Here is a 20,619-nt window from a genome sequence, read left to right as displayed (position 1 = left end):
GGGAATGGTGAGCGCAAAGGCCGGTCTTCAGGAAAAGTCGTTGCACGAGCGCATACGCAATGATGTCGAGCGCCGGATTGTGACCGGCGAATGGCCACCCGGTCATCGCATTCCGTTCGAACACGAGATCACGCGCCAATATGATTGTTCACGCATGACGGTGAACAAGGCATTGGGCGAACTCGTACAGCGCGGGCTTATCGAGCGCCGTCGTCGTCTCGGGACATTCGTCAAGCAGCCGCAGGTGCAGTCTGCCGTGCTTGAAATCCACGATATAGAGCGTGAAGTACATGCGCTCGGTCTGGTTTACGGTTACAGGCTGGATAAACGCCTGCTTCGCACTGCTGATGAGAAGGACAGGCTGGCGATGGAGTTACCTTTCGGTGCGCCTGTCGTCGAATTGACCTGTACACATTTTGCCGGTGGCGTTCCGTTTTGTCTGGAAGAGCGCGTCATCAATATCGGCGCGGTTCCGGAATCGGAGTTTGCCGATTTTTCCGAGATAGGGCCTGGAACCTGGCTTTTGAAAATGGTGCCTTGGAGCGCGGCTGAACATCGGATCAGTGCTGTCGCTATTGACCGGCGCAGCGCCGCCGCACTTGATATTCCGGCCGGGGCTGCCTGTCTTGTCATTCAGCGTCGTACATGGCATGGGTCGGAATACATAACCCACGTTCAAGTCACATATCCTGGCGAGCGGCATACACTAGTTGCCCAGTTTTCTCCGTCCCAGAAGACTTGAGAGCGCAATAGTGGTCACTTTTTTGTAAAGATCAGTTTACGGTTGCGCTTTTGGCAATATAATAGTTGTCAAAAGAACTCATGTTTATTATCGGAACATCGTGCATGCACGACGTCATCCGTTATGACCCGGTTTTGAAAAACTGGCCAAATTTTCGGATGGGTTCATCGACGGAAATCCGGGATAAAATTCATGTCAGTTCAGACCTCCACTTCCTCCGCGCTCACCAAAACAGCAACCAGAGAGCGGCGCATCGCAAAAGTTGCAGTGATCGCGTTGCTGGCCGGCCTTCACGCTGGTTCGGTTTTTGCGCAGGCTGTGCCCGGAACGTCGACAGAAACTGCCCCGCAGCAGACGAACCCAGTCACGCAGGCGCCTGCGGCCAACCAGGCACCAACCGCTACGCCGGTAACTCCTGCGCCGGCGCAAACGCCAGCACCGGCAGCACAGCAGACGCAGCCACCCGTTGAGGCGACGCAGCCTCCGGCTGCTGCGCCAGGTGAGCCAGCGCCGTCCGCTCCCGCGACGACCAATGAAACTGTCGCTCCGCAGCCGCAAGGCGAGACAACGGCACCTGCAGCCGCGAATGAGAACTCGACGGTACTGGAGCCTATTGCCGACCCGGCACAGCGTGCAGACATTCCGCACAACCTGTCGCCCTGGGGCATGTTCATGGCCGCCGATTGGGTCGTCAAGGGTGTGATGATCGGACTTGCCTTTGCCTCGCTTGTGACGTGGACCGTTTGGGTCGCCAAGTCGATCGAGCTTGCTGGCGCACGTGTTCGCGCCGGCAAGACGCTCAAGGTTATCCGTAAAGCCAAGTCGCTTGTCGAGGCAACGGAAGCCGTCGAGAAAAGAGGCGGTCCTGCTGCGCTCATGCTGCGCATGGCCAGCCACGAGATGCACCTCTCGGACGCCGTTGTTGATCATACCGATGGTGGCGGCATTAAAGAGCGCGTCTCGTCTGCGCTGTCACGCATCGAAACCCATGCCGGTCGCCGTATGGCGCGTGGAACGGGCGTTCTGGCTACGATTGGCTCCACCGCTCCGTTTGTCGGTCTGTTCGGTACAGTCTGGGGCATCATGAATTCGTTCATCAGCATTTCCGAAACGCAGACGACCAACCTTGCCGTTGTCGCTCCCGGTATTGCAGAAGCGCTGCTCGCAACCGCCATCGGTCTGGTCGCGGCTATTCCCGCTGTTGTTATCTACAACGTCTTCGCCCGCTCGATCACCGGCTATCGCCATTTGCTGGCGGATGCTGCAGCAGGCGTGGAGCGTCTTGTCAGCCGCGATCTCGATTTCCGTCGCATTCCGCCGGGCAGCAGCAGCAAGCCCGCTGTATCTCTGGTCGGACGGTGATCGGTCATGGCTGGCGGCATTCGCGAAAACAGCGGAGACGACCTCTCCGAAAACCATGAGATCAACGTTACGCCGTTCATCGACGTCATGCTGGTTCTGCTCATTATCTTCATGGTTGCCGCACCTTTGGCGACCGTGGATGTGAATGTTGATCTGCCTGCATCGACCGCCAAGCCGGCCGAACGCCCGGATGAACCGCTTTATCTCACCGTCAAGGATGATCTGTCTCTCAATCTGGGTAACGATCCTGTGGCGCGTGAAGCCCTGGCGGCTGCCATAGACCAGCAGACAGGTGGCAAGAAAGACACGCGTATCTTCCTGCGGGCCGACAAGGCGGTGGATTACGGGCACTTCATGGAAATCATGAACCTTCTTCGTGACGCCGGGTACCTCAAGATCGCGCTAGTTGGTTTGGAGGGCGCCGCTGCCGCTTCGCAAGCTCCCGCCGCAGCTCAACCACCGGCGCCCACCACGCAGGGAACAGCACCATGACCGAAAACGGTTACCCGCAGTCCAAGCATTCCCGTATCGGGGAATTGGCGCTGTGGACCGTCGCGGCGCTGGTTATGTTCGGCGTCCACGCCGGTTTCGCATATTACTTGATGCTGGAGCCCGTTGAGCCGGAGTCGGACGGTTCTCCGCCCGCTGCAATCATGATCGAAATGGCCGCCATTCCTGAAGCGGTGAATACCGAAGAAACCACCCAGGCACAGGACATGGAAGACGCTGAAGAGGTGAAAACCGACAACAGTCAGCCGGTGGAAGAGGTTACTCCTGAAGAGCCCCCACCGCCGCCACCTGAGCCGGTTGCTGAAACCCCGCCGCCAGAGCCGGTGACACCGCCTGAACCGGTCGAAGAAGAAGTGGCCGAGCCCGAGGAGATTCCGGAACCTGTCGAAGAGATCGATCCGGTGCAGGAAGAAATGATGGCGGCACTCGAGAATGTCGAGGTGCCCCTGCCAGTCATGCGACCTCCGCCGCCGCCGGTGGAAAAGAAGGTCGAGAAGAAAGAGCCGGTAGAGAAGAAAAAGGTCGAGCGCGAGCGTCCGAAGCCGCAGCAGGCATCGCAACTGCGGGAAACCGCGAAAGCCGAAGCGCAACAGTCGGACAGAACGGCTGCATCTCGCAATACCGGCGGACTGTTTTCGTCTTCCAACGTCTCTCCTGCAAAATGGGGTGCGCGGGTCCGTTCGCACATTGAACGTCGTAAGCCGCGTACGTTGAGAGGCGGATCGATGACAGCGGTCGTGCGTTTTCGCGTGAATGATGGAGGCTCCATCAGTGGTGTGAGCGTCATACAGTCGACCGGTGACTCCTCGATCGACCAACAGATTGCTGCATGGGTTCAGAACGCTTCGCCAGTGCCGGCGCCTCCGCCGGATGCGGGTAAGACAGTCACGGTGCCGATCAGCATTCGATAAGCAAAATGGCCGGGCTCTCCCGGCCTTTTTTGTGTCGACAATATCGACGTCCCCGCCCGTCTCCGCGTCGAAATGGATTTCGCTCATTGTCTTGATGGTGTAGGTCTTGTCGTCTCCCAGAAACAAGGCATCCCACACATGAAACTATCCATTGCAGAGGCGGAGGATTTTGTATCCTCCATCTTCGAGCGCAACGGCGTTTTGCCTGAAAATGCACGCTCGGTCGCGCGCGCACTCGTTGCCTCCGAGGCCGCTGGACAGGGCGGTCACGGGTTTCGTCGCATTCCTGCCTATGTAAAACAGGCCCGGTCCGGCAAAGTCGATGGCAAGGTGCGTCCTTCCTTCGAGCGGACAAGACCGGGCGTTCTCGCTGTCGACGCCGGTTATGGTTACGCCTATCCGGCGATTGATCTGACCGTTGGCGAATTGCCGGAAATCGCACGACAACAGGGCATCGCGCTGGCGGTCATCGGTCGCTCGCATCATGCGGGGGTCATGGCGCTGACGGTGGAGCGTTTTGCCGAAATGGGCCTGGTAGCCCTGATGTTTGCCAATGCACCGGCTTCCATGGCACCGTGGGGTGGGACGAAACCTCTTTACGGGACGAACCCGATCGCTTTTGCTACGCCTGTCAAGGATGCCGATCCGCTGGTGATCGATCTCGCCTTGTCCAAGGTTGCGCGTGGAAAGATCATGGCGGCCCGTCAAAAGGGCGAGACCATTCCCGGCGACTGGGCCTTCGATCGCAACGGTCGTCCAACCACCGATGCCGAAGAGGCAATGGCCGGAACCATGGCGCCAGCCGGAGAGGCGAAAGGCGCCGCGCTTGCCTTGATGGTCGAGATCATGGCCGCAGCGCTGACAGGCGGCAACTTCGCTTTTGAGGCGTCCTCGCTGTTCGACGACAAGGGCAGTCCCCCATCGCTTGGCCACACCATCATCGCAATCGACCCATCCTCTACCGGCACGGCTCTTTTCACTGACAGGTTGGCCACGATTGTCGGAGAAATTGAAAGCCAGGAGAATGTCCGGCTTCCTGGACGAAGAAGCCAGGGTATACGCCGCAATTCCCTGGAAAGCGGCATTTCGATCGACAGCGATATCCTCGCGGAAATACAGGCACTTTGAAAAAAAGAAAGCCCGGCGGATCAAAAAGATCCGCCGGGTTAAACCGCTCGCGCCTCGACGCAGACAGGAAATCATTTCCTGGTCATTTTCTGGTCCGCCATCCATTCGTTCCAGAGCTCAACACCGAAAAGTTGGACGCAGATCCATGGGCGCCTGATGCTCAAAACAAACTGTCTGAGAGCGTCAGTGCCAGTTCCGTGCTTTTTCCGTGGCTCTGGGCGACAGGATCATGACGCATCAAGTCATCAAGCAGTTTTCACGTTCACGCAAAGGGGACGAATTGCGCGAACGTCAGATATCGCGGTCAATCAGGCCGCGCATCAGCGCGGTACTGACCGCATTGAGAAGGTTGGCGGCGCCAAGCTTTGCGCGTGCGCCGTCCAAAACATCCCTGATGTCTTTTTCGTCATGTCCTGTAGTGGCCGCTATTCGGGAGGGATGCTGTCCCTGAGCGATCAACCCAAGATATTCTCGCTCCATATCGGAAAGGACGATCTCGGACGGATGATCGTATCCATGCTGCACTTGCGAAGACATGTTCGTTCTTTTCTTTTTTGGGAACCGGCTCTTTGAAGGGAACCGGGCATTGTCTTTTGCGCCCGCGAACAACAGAAAACACTCCGTCGTCAGAAGCCTGAAACTGCTCCCGTCGGTTCGTCTGTATCTGGGCCTGGGTCATAAAATAACGGTTTGCACCGTCAAAACCCCGGAGGCGGCGCCGTTGCCGGGTCCGGAAGATGGCCGCTATTAAGCGATATCGAAAATGAAGGAAATAACTTTAGATGCCACACGTCATGGTTTTGTTGTTACATTTTGGGGCACTTCGAGTTTTTCCGGGATTTTTTGGTGATGTTTTCTTCTTTGATCGGAAATATAATTGCGAAAATACCGCCTTATTCGGCGGAATGATATGTATATCTCTTACGGATCTCGGTCGGTGTTGCGCCGAACCATCTTGAAACAGAGCGCGAAAAGGCGCCTGGGGTAGAGTATCCCAGCCTGTAGCCAATATCGGAAACCGGCAGATCGCTCTCAATGAGAAGTCTGTAGCCGGCATCTTTTCGGATCGTGTCCTTGATCTCGTTGAGGTTGGTTCCAAGTTCCGTCAACCTGCGCTGAAAGCTGCGTTCTGACAGATTGAAATAGGGTGCAATCTCCGTCAGCGACAGTTCCGCGTCGGTAAGCCGCATTTGCAGGTAGCGTTTCACCTGATCGATAAACTGGGTGGCTTCCACCGATGTTTCGGGCCGCAGCATTCGGCATTGCAAGTTCATCAACTCGAACAGGCGAGTATCGGCATGAGGATTGGCAATATCGAGCAATGCGGCTGGCACACGCAGCGTGTTGATCGCTTGTGAAAAGCCTATCCGCCGCGTCAGCCGATCTTTAAACAGTTGGATATTCTGCGGTTTTGGCCGTTCCAGGCCAATTTCAATCTGGTTGATCCGCTCAGCCAGAATATCGCGCAGCCGCTCAAAAAGAATACCTAACGCCAGATCCACATATTGGTCACGTCTGGCAATAACAGGGGCAAACGTCCATGACAACGACGTGTGGTGCTCATCCATCGTCATCGTGAAATGGCTGGTATTGGTTGCGTAATAAACGTGATCTTGAAGAAATTGCAGAAACGACCGCACGTCTGGAGCACTCATCAGGCCATACCCGAAAGCCCCTGAAGCCCCGGCCGGAAACACAGACGCACATTGCAGGCCAAAGGCGTCGTCAGCGGAAATCACCGCACAGGTTTCCAGAAGACGGCAAAGCTTGTCGAGACTTATGCGTTCGGTCAGACTACCGAATTGGTTGGAATCGATGCCCAGAGCCCCGCAGATGGGGACGATATCAATACCGCGCGATCGCGCATAACCGCTCACACCGGCAGCGAGACCGGCCACGACCGTTATGTCGTCGTTGAGATGTTTTCCCGGCATCGGTCGTCTGGCGCATAATGTTGAGTATTTGTCGTCAGATGCTAAGCCGGGAACAATTATTTGTCGAGCGCTGTGCTGCGCAAAGTTTCACGCATACAAGTCGAATAGCTTTGCTTCAGGACGGTGATGATGGTTTGACCGGCCTCATCGATTGAGCCGCTATTGTCCACTGTCGTGACGTCGAAATCGCCGAGCACACTGAGTGTGCTGCGTTCCAGCCGCTTGAGGATATCCTCCTTGGTTTCGCGTCCACGCAACTCAAGCCGTTTCGCCAGAACATCCGGCCTTGCAACGACATTGACCACTTTGAGCTTGGGAAAAACCGTCTGGAATTGCGGCAAAGCGGACCGGGAGCCATTGGCGATCACCACGTTCCCCGCATCGAGATGATCGTAGACACTTGCTGGTATCCCGTATTTCAATCCATGCGCCTGCCAGTAGACGGCAAAAGCGCCCTGCTGCTGGCGCTGATCGAATTCCTCGGTGGAAACGGAGTCGTGGCTTTCGCCGCCTGCGTCTCCGCTGCGTGTAATCACGCGTCTTGTGAAATGGAAGCATGGCTTGTCCGCAAGGTGTCTTGCGGCATAGTCCATCAGCGTGTCTTTGCCGGCACCGCTTGGACCGACAACCACGATCATGACGCCGGATGCAGAATGCTGAGTTCGCGCGCTACGATCTGCCTCCATCATGCGACACGTCTGCCTTGGCGCCAAACGGAACGAACGACCGGAACGCCGTGTTCGCGATGAACTCTGACGAGGTCTGCCCGCAGGCCGGTCTTGATGCGGCCGCGATCATCGAGACCAACCGTCCGGGCTGGCGTCGCTGTCACCATCGCCAGGGCTTGCGGCAAGGTGATGCCTTCCACCTGATCGGCAAGCAGGAATGGCGCATAGAGCAGGCTGAACGGCACGTAGTCGGACGACAGAACGTCCAGAACGCCAAGCTCCGCGAGATCGCGGGCAGCGATATTACCGGAATGGGACTTGCCGCGAACGATATTGGGCGCGCCCATCAAGACGCTCATGCCGGCGCTGTGGGATGCACGTGCGGCTTCGACGCTGGTGGGAAATTCTGCAAGCTTTACGCCGTGCCCGATCGCTTCGCCGACATGTGCTTCAGTCGCATCGTCGTGGCTGGCAACGGTTATGCCACGTTCCGCACAGTTTGCCGCCAGATAGTCGCGATGCTTGGCAGAATAGGCGGCAGAGGCAGCAACACGTCGCTTGACGAATTCGGCGAACGCATCATCGCTCAGTCCGCGCTTCTTTTGATAATAGAAGCTGTACTGCTCCATCGACTGGAACTGGCGCTGTCCCGGAGAATGATCCATCAGCGAGATCAATCGCACGCGCGGGTCTGTCTCGAAATCCTCGAAATGGTCAAGGACGTCGGAAGAGGCGACTTCACAGCGCAGGTGCAGAAGGTGATCGGCGCGCAGACGGTTCTGGTCGGACGCCGCTGCGATGGCATCGGCCATTTCGCGCATTTCGCCCTTTTTAAAACCGCCGTCTTCATCAGAGCCAAGCCGCAGGCAGTCGAAAACCGTGGTGATACCAGACGATGCGACCTGTGCATCATGGGCCTGAATGGCGGCGATCTTGTCCCAGGTTACGCCAGGGCGCGGCGAATAATGTTGTTCCAGATGGTCCGTGTGCAACTCGACCAGTCCCGGGATCAGAAAGTCACCGCCAAAATCTTCACCGTGGGCCGATGGCCCCTCGCTGATATCCGCAATCTTCCCGTCGCGGATGAGAACGGAACCCGAGACAACATCGTCCTCCAGGACGATTCGGGCGTTGGAAAGAACGTGTTCGGTCATGGCGTGGCATCTTTCTTTGGCTGATGGCCGAGCGGCAACCAGCGATGGACGGCAAAAGGAGCGCCGCGGGTTTCTTCGGCAAACAGGGCAATGCCGGAAACGCTGAGCGGACGGTCTGTAAATTCGGAGAACTCGCTGGTGAGGATATCGCGCAGGCCCGTTGTCTCGCTGTCATCGACACGACCAGTCAGCGTCATGTGAAAACGGAAATCGTCCATGACATAGGGATAACCCCACAGCGAAAGATTTTGCCGCTGGCTTTCCGTCAGGCTCTGTGGCCGACGGCGTGCGATATCGCTTTCGGAAAGCGGAGCACGGAACCTGTCGAAATGATCGACGATCTCGGCGGCGAAGTCCTGCAGCGGTTGGTAGGTGCGGTCGGGAACAAGCGCGAAAAACGGTCCGAGCGCGTCGACCACCACACGGGGGATGTCGAAGGTCGACTGGTTCGCGGCAAAGTCGTCAAACGCAGCGAGGAGGTCAGCCTCGCTGTATTTTTCCGACAGCTCGAACGGAGCTTTCAAGGTAGCGTGGAAGCCATAGCGTCGCGGTTCCGCCGTCACGTCGGCAAAGGCGCTATGGTCGTCATGCAACGTCCCGGAGAACGCATCGCGTCCCAGCCAGCGCGACGCCGTTTCAGTCAACGGATGATCTTTAGCCGGGGAAAAATAGATGGCGTAACGCACGTTCAGCACTCTTCAATGTCATGGAAACCGGGAGCGAAAAGCTATTTGGCGTGACTCGCCCGCTCCCCGCAAGGTCAGGAATGCGGGGTAAATTGTTTCCATGACAGAATGATGATGAAGGCGACAAAAATCGCCGTCAGTGGTGCTGTTTTCCGATCAGTCTGGACCGCAGTGCATTCGAGATATTATCGAACACGAAAACCACCATCAGGATGAGCAAGACCATATAGGCAACCTTGTCCCAGTCGGCGTTCGTCCCCATGGCCTCAAGAAGTTTCAGACCGATACCACCCGCGCCAACCGCACCGATAATCGTTGCTGAGCGCGTGTTGCTTTCCCAGAAATACAGCGACTGGGAAATGAACACCGGCAGAACTTGTGGCAACACGCCAAAGCGATTGACGGTGAGCGGCGATGCGCCAACGGATTTGACGCCTTCGCGCTGTTTGTCGTCGACGTTTTCCAGCGCTTCCGCATAGACCTTTCCGAGCGCACCGGTGTCGGTGAAGAAGATCGCCGCGATCCCGGGGATTGGTCCAGGGCCAAAGCTGCGTGTAAAGAACAACGCCCAGATCAGCATGTCGATCGAACGCAGGAAATCGAACAGCCGCTTCATGCCCCAGTTTGCCGCCTTGTTGGCGGTGATGTTTCGCGCGGCAATGAAAGCCAGCGGCAGGGCAACGACCGTGCCGAACAGAGTGCCGACAAAGGCCATGACCAATGTCTGCATCAGTTTCGACAGAATATCCGCATGCTGCCAGACGCCGTTTTCAAGAAAATCATCGACCATATGGCTGATGTTAGAGCGCGCCGGATCAAGTCTTTCGCCCCAGAGAGCCAGAGCAGCCAGTTCGCCATAGCCCTTGCCCCAGAACTCCGAGCGTGTGTCGAACCAGAAGTTGGCCCAACCGAGGAACCGGCGCTGGACGTAAACCTGGCTGGTGCGAATTTCTGCCTGCCCGGCAAAGCCGTAGTGGACGATGACCTTGCTGCCGTCCTGCTGGATTGCGGCGGGAGCATCCGAAGGTACCTGGGCCGTATCGTCATTGATGGACACCGGATAGCTTTTGCCATCGATGAAGACATCGACCTGTGTTGGCGTGATATCGAGGCGGTTGTTCTCTCCACCATAGCTCACGCTATAGCCACCGTTGGCCATCGGCTGCAGCCAGCTAATGTTCGCATCGGCGGGGTACTGCCCACGGCTCGACCATTGCGGCACCACCTTGCCATCGTCGAAACGCAGGCGCGGCTGCGCCCGCCACGAATACCAGTCCTGGATATAGGTAGAGGCGCGGTCCCAGCGACCCTGCATGAAGGTGGGGCCGACATTGAAAAAGAAAAAGCAGGCGACGAGATAGGCGAAGACGACGGTTATACCGGTCAGAAGACCGTAGCGTTGCATGAAGCTGCGCTTGAAAACTTCCGGATGGGCAGAGGTCAGTCGCTCGCGTTCGCCAGCGTTGAGAACGAAACTGGACGACATCAGGCAGCTCCCCGTCCGAATTCAAAGGATTGATGTCCGATCAGTCTGCGGCGAAGCCAGGCGGAAAACTGATCCACGGCAATGATCGTCACAAGCAGAAGAAGGATGATGGCATAGGTCTTGGCGGCATGATCGCGGCCGATGGCAAGACGAAAGACCTCGCCGATACCGCCGCCACCGACAGCGCCGATGATGGTGGAAGCACGCACGTTGATTTCGGCGCGCAGCAGCGCATAGGAAACGAAGTTGGGCAGCACCTGTGGCACAATCGCGAAACGAACGCGCTCCAGCCAGTTGGCGCCAGCCGCACGCAATCCCTCATCCGGCTTCATGTCGGCGTTCTCGACCACCTCGAAGAACAGCTTGCCGAGCGCGCCGATCGTGTGAACGGAAATGGCGATGATCGCGGCAATAGGGCCGATCGAAAGGATGGCGGTGAGCAGCCCCGCGATGACGATTTCGGGGAAGGCACGAAGGATTTCCATTGTCCGGCGCACCACCCAACGCACCAGGCCCGCGCCGACGAGATTGGTGGAGGCAAAAAAGCAGAGCACGAAAGCGAAAGCCGTGCCGATGATGGTTGAAACCAGCGCAATATTGAGCGTGATGATAAGTTGGTAGATGAAATGCGGAATGTAGAAGCTGCCGCTGATATAGACGCGATCCGCCGTATAATCGTATTTCAGCGATCCATCCGCATAAGGGGATGGCAGGTCGAACATGGCGCGAAAGACTTCAAGCGGACTGTCCGGCACGAAGGTCTTCATGAAATCGAAGAAGTAAGGCAGGCGTTCGAAAAACTTGCCCGAATTGGCGTCATTGGCAAAGTTGAGGGATGCGCCGAGAATGATCAGAAACACCACCAGAGAGATGATGGTATAGATGCGTCGGGTGGCAAGTTGCCGCTGATAATGTCGCATCACGGTGGCGGACGATGCGCTCAATCCCCCGTTTTGCAGGTCGCCATGTTGCAGGGTCGTCGCCATACCGCTTTCCTTTTTGGCAAAAGCGGCAGTGCTTTTGGGCACCGCCGCTTCCGAAATGGTGTCGTGATAATCAGCCGCCGATAACGGACTTACGAGCGTCGATGATCGTCTGGTAGAAGGACGGATCGACCTTTACGTAGCCGGTGTTCTGACCCTGGCTGAAGCCCTGGAAGCAGGCGAGATCCTTCTTCGGAAGTTCCATGAAGAAGTCTTCAACCTTCTGTTTCATGGCATCGCCCAGCTTGTTGGTAACCATCAGCGGGCCGTTCGGGATCAGCGGCGACTTCCAGACTTCAACGATATCGTCGATGTCGAGGTTGCCCTTGGCGACCATCTGGTGAAGGTTGCCGGCAGAATAGCCCTCTTCCCACTTGCCAACGCCCGAACCGAAGGTGGTGCCGACATCGAACTTCTTGTCGAGAACGGCGAGAACGAGGTTCTCGTGGCCGCCACCGAAACCGGTTTCGGAGAAGTATTCCTTGATCGATCCGCCGATTTCCTTCGGCAGCGCGACGTTAGGAACGAGGTAGCCCGAGGTCGAGTCGGGATCGGCGAAGCCGAGCTTCTTACCCTTGGCATCGGCAAGCGTCTTGATGCCGCTGTCCTTGCGGGCAACCATGATCGTGTAATAGCCGGTGGCACCGTCAGAGCCAGCCGTGGTCAGGATCGGGTCAACGGCGTTGGGGTCGGTCAGAGCGATCTTGGCATAGGACGACGCGCCCATGGAGGCAATGTCGATCGTGCCGCCGAGCAGACCCTGGATAACGCCGTTGTAGTCCGGCGACGGGAAGATCTGCACTTCGGAAACGCCGGTCGCTGCCTTCAGGCCATCGGCAACGCACTTCGTGTTGCGGATCTGGTCGGCTTCGTTTTCGGAACCGTCGAGACCGATGCGCAGAACCTTGACGTCCTGAGCCATTGCGGAGCCGGCCAGAACGCAAACTGCGACTGCCGAAAGAAGGGCTTTCTTCAACATGGTTTTCTCCTCATGTCCGGCGAACCGGGGTTTGTTTATTGTGAAAGTGGCCCCTTTACGCGGGCGCAAACGATCCTCAACGGTCTTAAAGCCCGGCCATAGCCAGCGGTTCAGGACCGGCAGATTGTTGCGACGCGCGGGCTGGAAGCTGCGCGCCGGGAATGTTGATGCTTGTGGACGTCATGGTCTCATCAATGCCGGCACCTTGTGCGTCCGTGCCGTAGATCGCCTTGACCGCAGTGGCTGTCAGTTCTGACGGTGTGCCTTCGAAAACGACGCGTCCACCCGACATGCCGATGATGCGTTCGCAGTAATTGCGCGCCGTATCCAATGTGTGCAGGTTGGTGATGACGGTAATGCCTTCGCGTTCGTTGATGTCGCGCAGCGCGTCCATCACGATCTTGGCATTCAAGGGATCAAGAGACGCGATCGGCTCGTCGGCGAGAACCATTTTCGGCGACTGCATAAGGGCGCGGGCGATTGCCACACGCTGTTGCTGACCACCGGAAAGGGTACCGGCGGCCTGCATGGCGACATGCTCGATCCCGAGGCGCTCGAGGGCCGCGATCGCCATCAGGCGCTCGTCATGGGTGAAGATGTTCAAGAGGCTGAGCGCCGTGGAACGATGGTTGAGACGACCGAGCATCACATTGGTGAGAACGTCGAGACGCGGTACCAGATTGAACTGCTGGAAGATCATGGCGCAATCGCGCTGCCAGTTGCGCAGGGCAGCACCTTTCAGCGCGGACACTTCCAGATCGTTGAAATGGATCGAGCCTGCGGAAGGATCGACAAGCCGATTGATCATGCGCAGTAGGGTCGATTTGCCAGCGCCCGAACGTCCGATCACGCCGACCATCTGGCCCTGCGGGATATCGATATTCACGGCATCGACGGCAGTGTGGTTGCCGAAACGGCGCGTGATTTGCTTCAGGTGAAAGCTCATTTCCCCGTCCAATCTTTTTTTGACGGGGATCGACCTAACAGCGCTCCGTGAAGTCCGAATGTCAGTTTAATGAAGAAAATATTACACGGAAGGCCGAGATACCTGGCCGCTATACTTCGAAACGAATGCTTCGGCACCCAGTGCGCGGAAATCATCGAGTGCCGACCGGAGGGCGGCATGGTCCCAGTCCCACCACGCCAGACGGTCCATACGGGCACCGAGTTCGGCCGTGAAACGTTCGCGGATCAACTTTGCCGGCACGCCACCAACGATCGTATAGGGGGCAACATCTTTCGATACTACAGCACCGGCACCAATGACTGCACCGTTTCCAACCGTGACGCCTGGCAGGATTGTGACGCCGTGGCCGATCCATACATCGTGTCCGATCCACACCCGTCGCGCGCGCCTGGCATCGAAGAAGTCGTGCTCGTTTTCCGCGTCATCCCAGTAATTGGCGGCGCGGTAGGTAAAATGGTGCAATGTTGCCCGTTCTACCGGGTGATTGGTGGCGTTGATGCGCACTGACGCGGCTATATTGACAAACTTGCCGATGGTCGCGCACCACACCGAACCGTCCTGCATGATGTAGGAATAGTCACTCATCTCCACCTCTTCGAGCCGGCACCGTTCCGAAATTTCGGTGTAGCGGCCAATGGTCGAATTGGTAACGCGGGCTGTTTCGTGGATAGCGGGTTCGAGGCCAACCTTGACACTCATGCTGCAGCCTTTCGAGGGGAGAATTGTGAGACGTCGATAATGCGGTCGGCGACGGCCTCACGCACTTCCTCATCGTGAAAAATGCCGAGCAGGGCGGTGCCCTTGCTTTTCTTGTCGAGGATCATGTTCACGACGACCTGGCGGTTGGCGCCATCAAGAGAAGCCGTTGGTTCGTCCAACAACAAAATTGCGTGATCGGTGATGAAACCGCGGGCGATGTTTACGCGCTGCTGTTCGCCGCCGGAGAAGGTTGCCGGTGGCAGCGTCCACAATTCGCGCGGCAGATTGAGTTTGGCCAGGAGTTCACCGGCCCGCTCGCGTGCTTCCGTGGCGTCGACCTTGCGGGCAAGAAGCGGTTCGGCCACGACATCGACGGCCGAAACACGCGGCACGGTACGAAGGAACTGGCTGACGTAACCGATGGTCCGATGACGGATGTCGAGGATGGTTCGTGGTGCGGCACTGCCAAGGTCGACCACCTGACCTTCGTGGCGGATCAGGATCTGACCGCCGTCGATGGCGTAGTTGCCGTAGAGCATCTTGAGGATCGAGCTTTTGCCGATGCCGGACGGACCACCCAGAACGACGCACTCTCCACTGCACACGGAGAAATTGACGTCACGCACCACCGGCAGTTCAAGGCCGTCGCGCAGATGCATGGTGAAGCTCTTGAAGACTTCGGAAACGACGAGAGGCGTTGGCATGTTGATATCTTTCGCTTTTGCGCGGCGCTTAGACCTGAAGGATCGAGGAAACGAGAAGCTGGGTATAGGGCTCGCGCGGATCGTCCAGAACCCGGTCGGTCAGGCCATGTTCGATGACGTTGCCGCCCTTCATCACCATCATCCGGTGGGAAAGAAGCCTTGCCACGGCAAGGTCGTGTGTCACGACGACGACCGCGAGGCCCAGATCGGTGACGAGATTACGGACGAGGTCAAGCAGGCGGGCCTGAACGGAAACATCGAGACCACCCGTCGGTTCGTCCATGAAAACAAGGCGAGGGGACGTGACGAGATTGCGGGCGATCTGCAGACGTTGCCGCATGCCACCGGAAAAGGCTCGCGGCTGGTCATCGATACGGTCGGTACCGATCTCAACCCGCTCCAGCCAGTCGCTGGCGGAATTGCGAATGTTGCCGTAGTGCCGGTTGCCGACAGCCATCAGCCGTTCGCCGACATTGGCGCCGGCCGAGACCGTCATGCGTAAGCCGTCAGCCGGGTTCTGGTGCACAAAGCCCCAGTCGGTGCGCATCAGCAGGCGACGCTCAGCCTCACTCATCCGGTAGAGATCACGTACCGAGCCATCGCGCAGACGGTATTCGACACTGCCGGCTGTGGGCATCAACCGTGTGGAGATGCAGTTGAGCAGGGTGGTCTTTCCGGACCCGGATTCACCGACGATGGCGAGAACTTCGCCGGCGTACAGTTCAAAGGAGACGTTGCGGCAACCGGCACGGTCGCCATAATATTTCGAAACGTCCTGAACTTTGAGAAGGGGTGCGTCACTCATTCGGCTGCCTCTTTCACGTCTGCCAGCATCAGGCCCTTGTGGCCGTGGCAGCGCCGGTCTTCGCAATGATCGGTGTCGGAGCAGACGAACATTCGCCCGCCCTTGTCGTCGAGCACCACCTCGTCCAGATAAACATTTTCGGCGCCGCAAAGCGCGCAGGGCTTGTCAAAGCTCTGGATCTCGAAGGGGTGATCCTCGAAGTCGAGGCTGACGACCTCTGTGTAGGGCGGAACGGCGTAAATGCGCTTTTCACGTCCGGCTCCAAACAACTGCAGCGCTTCCGACATGTGCATTTTCGGGTTGTCGAACTTCGGGGTCGGCGAAGGGTCCATGACGTAGCGACCCGCCACTTTTACCGGATAGGCGTAAGTCTTGGAGATACGCCCGTTATGGGCAATATCCTCGTAGAGCCTGACATGCATCAGGCCATATTCCTCCAATGCGTGCATGACCCGCGTTTCGGTCTCGCGCGGCTCGAGAAAACGCAGGGGCTCGGGGATCGGCACCTGATACACCAGAACCTGCCCCTCGCGCAGTGTCTCCTCAGGGATACGATGGCGTGTCTGGATAATGCTTGCATCACCGGTGCGGGTGGTGACCGCGACATTTGCGACCTTCTGGAAGAAGGCTCGGATCGATACCGCATTCGTGGTGTCGTCCGCTCCCTGGTCGATGACCTTCAGAACGTCGTCTGGGCCGATGATCGAGGCGGTGACCTGAACGCCTCCTGTTCCCCAGCCGTAGGGCATGGGCATTTCCCGTGACGCGAAAGGCACCTGATAACCGGGAATGGCGATGGCTTTGAGGATCGCCCTGCGGATCATGCGCTTCGTCTGTTCGTCCAGATAAGCGAAGTTGTAGGTCGCCAAGTCGTCGTCGAATGAAACTTCTTTAAGCATTGCGCGTTAACCTTGCGAAAAAAGGAGTACAAAGCTCATGGAGATGGGAATTCTTGCCGCAGTCTTCTTTGCTGTATTCGCAGCATCGAGTATCTTTTGCGCCTATTGGTTCGGCGAAGAACGCAGCCGCTGATTTATTCGGCTGCATCGCTCATCCATTCTGACTCTGAGGCGTTCATCGCGTCGAAATCGGCGCGCATTTTCCTGACGAGAACAAGTTCAGCCTGGAAATCCACGTAGTGTGGCAGTTTCAGGTGTTCCACGAAGCCCGTCGCTTGGACGTTGTCGGCATGGGAAATCACGAACTCTTCGTCTTGCGCGGGCGCGACAACGTCCTCCCCGAATTCGCTTGCTCTCAGGGCGCGGTCCACAAGTGACATCGCCATTGCCTTGCGTTCGCTTTGCCCGAAAACCAGGCCGTAACCGCGTGTGAACTGGGGTGGTGCCTTGGCCGAGCCTTTGAACTGGTTGACCATCTGGCATTCAGTCACCTGAATGTCGCCGATGGAAACGGCAAATCCGAGCTCTGGAACTTCAAGCTCAATTTCGACGCAGCCGATGCGGATTTCTCCGACAAAGGGATGGTTGCGCCCATAACCGCGCTGGGTCGAATAGGCGAGAGCGAGCAGAAAGCCCTCGTCGCCTCGCGCCAGGGATTGTAGTCGCAGGTCACGCGGCATTGGAAATTCCATCGGCTCGCGTGTCAGGTCGCCCGGGATATGGTCTTCGGGCATATCGCCATCGGTTTCGATCAATCCCTCGCCTGCAAGAATATCGGAAACGCGCATCGCATGCTCCGCGTTGCCTTCTCGCACATTGGCGGGTTCCACCACCTCGTCTTCCAGCAGGGATGGATCGAGCAGGCGATGGGTATAGTCGAATGTCGGTCCCAGCAATTGCCCGCCGGGCAGATCCTTGTAAGTTGCCGAAACCCGCCGCTGAACCGCCATATCGGCAGTGTCGATCGGAACGGAATAGCCGAAACGCGGTAACGTCGTGCGATAGGCGCGTAACAGGAAAATCGCTTCGATCATGTCGCCACGTGCCTGCTTGACGGCAAGGCCGGCGAGTTCGGGATCGTAAAGCGAGGCCTCAGCCATGACGCGGTCGACGGCGAGCGCAAGCTGCGAGACAATCTGATCGACTGTCATGGCAGGCAGGTTGCGGTCACCGCGCCGTTTGTCGGCGAGCAGTCTGTGGGCATTTGCAATGGCGGCTTCCCCGCCTTTGACGGCGACATACATCTTACATCTCCACGGGTTCGATGCGCGTTGTGCGAGGCAGGCAGATGAAGTGATCGGCCGACGTCAGGATGATATCGACACCACGCGGGAAAATGCCGTTGTTCTCGGCCCAAAGCGTGATGAACATCTCTGGCAGGCCGGAGGGACGGATCAGGTTTTTGTCACGGATGCCCGGGCCGGACAGCGCCAGTTCTGGGCCGTTATCGATATCCGGCAATTCGATGATGATGGTCGTTGAGCGGTCAGGATATTCCTGACTTCCCTGAGCAAAAGCTCCTAGAGCAGGCAGGCTGCTGCCAGCTTCCACGATTGCAAAACGCGCATCCTGTTTTTCTTCCGTCGTCGGCGCGCCGGTATGGAAACCAATCCAGCTTGGCACGACGGTCTTTCGGATCGCGTTGCTGAGCCAGATGGGAGTGTCGTGATCGCAAAGGGCCAGCAGCACGGCACCCGTTGAAGGCGCAAGCGGTGCCGGTGGGTTGGCCAGAGGATCGATCGTCTGAACCGTGCCCGGTCGCGACATGCCGTCCATCAATTTTTTGAAGATTTTTTGCGAATCAAGAACGACATTGGTGAAGCCGCCCGTGAGTGCCTCGGCCTTTATAGCCATCAGTCTTCTCCTCGAACCATGGTAAAGAAGTCGACCCGTGTGGCAGTCGTTTCCTTGATCTGCTTGTCTTTTTCGTCCGTCAGTCTTTTTTCAACGGGCGTCAGAATCTCATCCTCCACGAAGCGGCGGTTTGGGGCTTCCTGCCAAAGGGCGTCAAAGATTGCCGCATACCAGGCTCTCTTGCGGCTCGTTCCCAAAAGATGGGCGTGACCGATGGAGCCGGATGCAAGTTTCACCGTGGCGCGTGTCACGGTGGTCTCACCAAGGTTGAATGGCGCCCCGCCACCACCGATGCGGCCCTTGACCATAACGAGCCCCGTTTCGGGACCGCGTACGCTCTGCGCTTGCGGGTCTGTCTCCTGTCGGGTCCATGCGCTTTGGAGTTCTTGCAGTGTGGCGCGGGAAAGCAGTGCTGCCACGCGCTTGCGCTCTGCATGAGGAGGGTTTGTATCCTGCTGGTTCATCATTGACCTCAAATGTCTATTGATATAGACAACCATACAATGTAAGGTACAGTTACCGTCGAAGAATGACAAGCGTGTGACAGGGGTCTGTGGGGGCGATGAAAAGAAAGAATGGCGTGGCGCTATGGCGTCAGATCGCTGACAGGATACGGCAGGAGATTTCGGCTGGTACTCATGACGCGACAGGCATGTTGCCACCTGAAATGTCGCTCTCAGAGAAATTCGGTGTCAATCGCCACACCGTCCGCAGCGCTATCGCGGCTCTTGCCAGTGAAGGCATCGTCGAACCGCTGCAAGGACGCGGAACGATGATTATCCGAAAAGGCCGGCTGAGCTTTCCGATTTCAAAACGCACGCGCTTTACCGCCGGAATCAGCGATCAGGTCAAGGACATGGAGGCGCTGCTTTTGTCACACTCGACAGAGCAGGCAAACGAGGACCTTGCATCCCGCCTGAAGCTGAATGTCGGAGACTTTCTCATCCGCATGGAAATTTTGAGAAAGGCTGATCATCGGCCGGTTTCGAGATCAACAACATGGTTTCCGGCCAGCCGGTTTTCAGGAATTGAAGAGGCTTATCGCGCCAGTGGTTCGATCACCAGTGCCTTTGCGAAACTTGGATTGTCTGACTACATCCGCGCAACAACGGTTATATCCGCAACCCACGCCGACACCGGTGACTTGTCTGATCTGGAGTTGTCGCCGGGCGCGATCGTTCTTGTAACGCAAGCATTGAACACGGATATGGATGGTACGCCAGTGCAATACGCTATCAGCCGTTTTTCGGCTGACAGCGTTGAGTTCACCATCGACAACTGAAACAGGCTTTGCCTATTCCGGCAAGGCCAGACCAAGGACGTCCAGCATCGAGTAAAGCCCCGGCTTCTTGTCGCGACCCCAGACAGCAGCGGCAATCGCACCGCGCGCAAAAATGCCTCTGTCGCCTGCGTAGTGGGAGAGCTCGACGCGTTCACCTTCGCCGGCGAAGATCACCGAATGTTCACCGATCACCGAGCCACCGCGCAACGTCGCAAAACCGATGGTTCCGGCCTCCCGTGCGCCCGTATGTCCGTCACGTACGCGGACGGATGATGTTGCCAGATCGATCCTGCGCCCTGACGCTGCCGCTTCGCCCAGCAGCAAAGCGGTGCCGGAAGGAGCATCGACCTTGTGCTTGTGATGCATTTCCAGGATTTCGATATCCCAGTTCCGCGCGTCCAGTGCGCGTGCCGCCTGTGCCGTCAGAACGCTGAGCAGATTGACGCCAAGGCTCATGTTGCCGGATTTGACGATCCGCGCATGGCGCGATGCCGCCTTGAACTTCTCCTCGTCGTCCAGGGAGCAGCCAGTGGTGCCGATAACGTGGACGATGCGTGCTTGCGCGGCAAGGCCTGCATAGGTCACGCTGGTTGCCGGGGAGGTGAAGTCAATTACGCCTTCCGCATGCAGAAATGCTTCGAGTGGATCGCTGGTGATTGCGACACCGATCGGCCCGAGGCCAGCGACTTCGCCGGCATCGCGACCGACAAAGGCAGATCCCTCACGGCTGACGGCAGCATGTAGCTGTACACCTGGCGTCTCATGAATGAGGCGGATAAGGGCCTGCCCCATGCGGCCGGCTGCGCCAACCACCACCAGTTTCATATCGTTGCCACTCATGCTCTCACTCATCCTGCTTTCGACAG

Annotated in this window: 23 protein-coding genes; 6 read left to right on the top strand and 17 right to left on the bottom strand. The window is 57.7% G+C overall.

Annotated elements, in window-relative coordinates:
* Window positions 1-4 precede the first annotated feature (4 nt).
* The 5 genes from hutC to ACIQT8_RS16000 all read left to right on the top strand — a co-directional run bounded on the left by hutC (window position 5) and on the right by ACIQT8_RS16000 (window position 4,653).
* Window positions 5-742, top strand: a complete 738-nt coding sequence (gene hutC / locus ACIQT8_RS16020; protein WP_400967196.1) for a histidine utilization repressor — start codon at window positions 5-7, stop codon at window positions 740-742.
* A 192-nt stretch (window positions 743-934) separates the two neighbouring features.
* Window positions 935-2,104, top strand: a complete 1,170-nt coding sequence (gene exbB, locus ACIQT8_RS16015) for a tonB-system energizer ExbB (protein WP_400966995.1) — start codon at window positions 935-937, stop codon at window positions 2,102-2,104.
* A gap of 6 nt (window positions 2,105-2,110) precedes the next feature.
* Window positions 2,111-2,596: a TonB system transport protein ExbD gene (exbD, locus tag ACIQT8_RS16010; RefSeq protein ID WP_138794219.1), complete on the top strand. Its 486-nt coding sequence runs from the start codon at window positions 2,111-2,113 to the stop codon at window positions 2,594-2,596.
* A complete protein-coding gene (locus ACIQT8_RS16005; RefSeq protein WP_400966992.1) occupies window positions 2,593-3,525 on the top strand; it encodes a cell envelope integrity protein TolA in 933 nt (310 codons plus the stop codon). The genes exbD and ACIQT8_RS16005 overlap by 4 nt, the downstream gene beginning before the upstream one ends.
* A 138-nt stretch (window positions 3,526-3,663) precedes the next feature.
* Window positions 3,664-4,653, top strand: a complete 990-nt coding sequence (locus ACIQT8_RS16000; RefSeq protein ID WP_400966990.1) for an Ldh family oxidoreductase — start codon at window positions 3,664-3,666, stop codon at window positions 4,651-4,653.
* 291 nt (window positions 4,654-4,944) lie between these two features.
* On the opposite strand, the gene ACIQT8_RS15995 is transcribed toward ACIQT8_RS16000, so the two are convergent.
* The 16 genes from ACIQT8_RS15995 to phnG all read right to left on the bottom strand — a co-directional run bounded on the left by ACIQT8_RS15995 (window position 4,945) and on the right by phnG (window position 18,935).
* Entirely contained in the window at window positions 4,945-5,190 is a 246-nt protein-coding gene (locus ACIQT8_RS15995; RefSeq protein ID WP_400966987.1) for a transcriptional regulator, read from the bottom strand.
* 356 nt (window positions 5,191-5,546) lie between these two features.
* On the bottom strand, window positions 5,547-6,587 hold the full coding sequence (locus ACIQT8_RS15990) for a helix-turn-helix domain-containing protein (protein ID WP_400966984.1): 1,041 nt from the start codon (window positions 6,585-6,587) through the stop codon (window positions 5,547-5,549).
* Window positions 6,588-6,643: 56 nt separating this feature from the next.
* Window positions 6,644-7,273: a phosphonate metabolism protein/1,5-bisphosphokinase (PRPP-forming) PhnN gene (phnN, locus tag ACIQT8_RS15985; RefSeq protein ID WP_400967193.1), complete on the bottom strand. Its 630-nt coding sequence runs from the start codon at window positions 7,271-7,273 to the stop codon at window positions 6,644-6,646.
* The gene (locus tag ACIQT8_RS15980; RefSeq protein WP_138794224.1) at window positions 7,273-8,409 is read right to left on the bottom strand and encodes an alpha-D-ribose 1-methylphosphonate 5-triphosphate diphosphatase; all 1,137 of its coding nucleotides are present in this window, start codon (window positions 8,407-8,409) and stop codon (window positions 7,273-7,275) included. Before ACIQT8_RS15980 ends, phnN begins: the two co-directional genes overlap by 1 nt.
* Window positions 8,406-9,104 carry a DUF1045 domain-containing protein gene (locus ACIQT8_RS15975; protein ID WP_400966981.1) on the bottom strand — a complete coding sequence of 233 codons (699 nt, stop codon included), beginning with the start codon at window positions 9,102-9,104 and terminating at the stop codon, window positions 8,406-8,408. Before ACIQT8_RS15975 ends, ACIQT8_RS15980 begins: the two co-directional genes overlap by 4 nt.
* Window positions 9,105-9,231: 127 nt before the next feature.
* Window positions 9,232-10,581 (bottom strand): phosphonate ABC transporter, permease protein PhnE, encoded by a 1,350-nt coding sequence (phnE, locus tag ACIQT8_RS15970; protein ID WP_400966978.1) that lies wholly within the window; start codon window positions 10,579-10,581, stop codon window positions 9,232-9,234.
* Window positions 10,581-11,567, bottom strand: coding sequence for a phosphonate ABC transporter, permease protein PhnE (gene phnE, locus ACIQT8_RS15965; RefSeq protein WP_262526210.1), 987 nt, complete (start codon window positions 11,565-11,567; stop codon window positions 10,581-10,583). Before phnE (ACIQT8_RS15965) ends, phnE (ACIQT8_RS15970) begins: the two co-directional genes overlap by 1 nt.
* A 70-nt stretch (window positions 11,568-11,637) precedes the next feature.
* Window positions 11,638-12,543, bottom strand: coding sequence for a phosphonate ABC transporter substrate-binding protein (phnD, locus tag ACIQT8_RS15960; protein WP_138794227.1), 906 nt, complete (start codon window positions 12,541-12,543; stop codon window positions 11,638-11,640).
* A gap of 85 nt (window positions 12,544-12,628) precedes the next feature.
* Window positions 12,629-13,489, bottom strand: a complete 861-nt coding sequence (phnC, locus tag ACIQT8_RS15955) for a phosphonate ABC transporter ATP-binding protein (RefSeq protein ID WP_400966974.1) — start codon at window positions 13,487-13,489, stop codon at window positions 12,629-12,631.
* Between the two features lie 81 nt (window positions 13,490-13,570).
* A complete protein-coding gene (locus ACIQT8_RS15950) occupies window positions 13,571-14,209 on the bottom strand; it encodes a DapH/DapD/GlmU-related protein (RefSeq protein ID WP_400966971.1) in 639 nt (212 codons plus the stop codon).
* Window positions 14,206-14,913 (bottom strand): phosphonate C-P lyase system protein PhnL, encoded by a 708-nt coding sequence (gene phnL / locus ACIQT8_RS15945; protein WP_138794230.1) that lies wholly within the window; start codon window positions 14,911-14,913, stop codon window positions 14,206-14,208. The genes ACIQT8_RS15950 and phnL overlap by 4 nt, the downstream gene beginning before the upstream one ends.
* Before the next feature lie 28 nt (window positions 14,914-14,941).
* On the bottom strand, window positions 14,942-15,718 hold the full coding sequence (gene phnK / locus ACIQT8_RS15940) for a phosphonate C-P lyase system protein PhnK (protein WP_138794231.1): 777 nt from the start codon (window positions 15,716-15,718) through the stop codon (window positions 14,942-14,944).
* Window positions 15,715-16,617, bottom strand: a complete 903-nt coding sequence (locus ACIQT8_RS15935) for an alpha-D-ribose 1-methylphosphonate 5-phosphate C-P-lyase PhnJ (protein ID WP_400966968.1) — start codon at window positions 16,615-16,617, stop codon at window positions 15,715-15,717. Before ACIQT8_RS15935 ends, phnK begins: the two co-directional genes overlap by 4 nt.
* A 134-nt stretch (window positions 16,618-16,751) precedes the next feature.
* Entirely contained in the window at window positions 16,752-17,861 is a 1,110-nt protein-coding gene (locus ACIQT8_RS15930; RefSeq protein ID WP_400966965.1) for a carbon-phosphorus lyase complex subunit PhnI, read from the bottom strand.
* Window position 17,862: 1 nt separating this feature from the next.
* A complete protein-coding gene (gene phnH, locus ACIQT8_RS15925) occupies window positions 17,863-18,471 on the bottom strand; it encodes a phosphonate C-P lyase system protein PhnH (protein WP_400966962.1) in 609 nt (202 codons plus the stop codon).
* Window positions 18,471-18,935, bottom strand: coding sequence for a phosphonate C-P lyase system protein PhnG (phnG, locus tag ACIQT8_RS15920; protein ID WP_138794235.1), 465 nt, complete (start codon window positions 18,933-18,935; stop codon window positions 18,471-18,473). The genes phnH and phnG overlap by 1 nt, the downstream gene beginning before the upstream one ends.
* A 98-nt stretch (window positions 18,936-19,033) precedes the next feature.
* On the opposite strand from phnG, the gene phnF reads away from it, so the two are divergent.
* Window positions 19,034-19,753, top strand: a complete 720-nt coding sequence (gene phnF / locus ACIQT8_RS15915; protein WP_138794236.1) for a phosphonate metabolism transcriptional regulator PhnF — start codon at window positions 19,034-19,036, stop codon at window positions 19,751-19,753.
* 12 nt (window positions 19,754-19,765) lie between these two features.
* On the opposite strand, the gene dapB is transcribed toward phnF, so the two are convergent.
* The gene (gene dapB / locus ACIQT8_RS15910; protein WP_400966958.1) at window positions 19,766-20,593 is read right to left on the bottom strand and encodes a 4-hydroxy-tetrahydrodipicolinate reductase; all 828 of its coding nucleotides are present in this window, start codon (window positions 20,591-20,593) and stop codon (window positions 19,766-19,768) included.
* Between the last annotated feature and the right edge of the window lie 26 nt (window positions 20,594-20,619).

Origin of the sequence: Agrobacterium sp. NPDC090273, from assembly GCF_044772305.1 — a bacterium.
Classification (GTDB): Bacteria; Pseudomonadota; Alphaproteobacteria; order Rhizobiales; family Rhizobiaceae; genus Agrobacterium.
The sequence above is the reverse complement of the archived record's forward strand: the minus strand, read 5'-3'. Positions and strand labels throughout refer to the sequence as shown.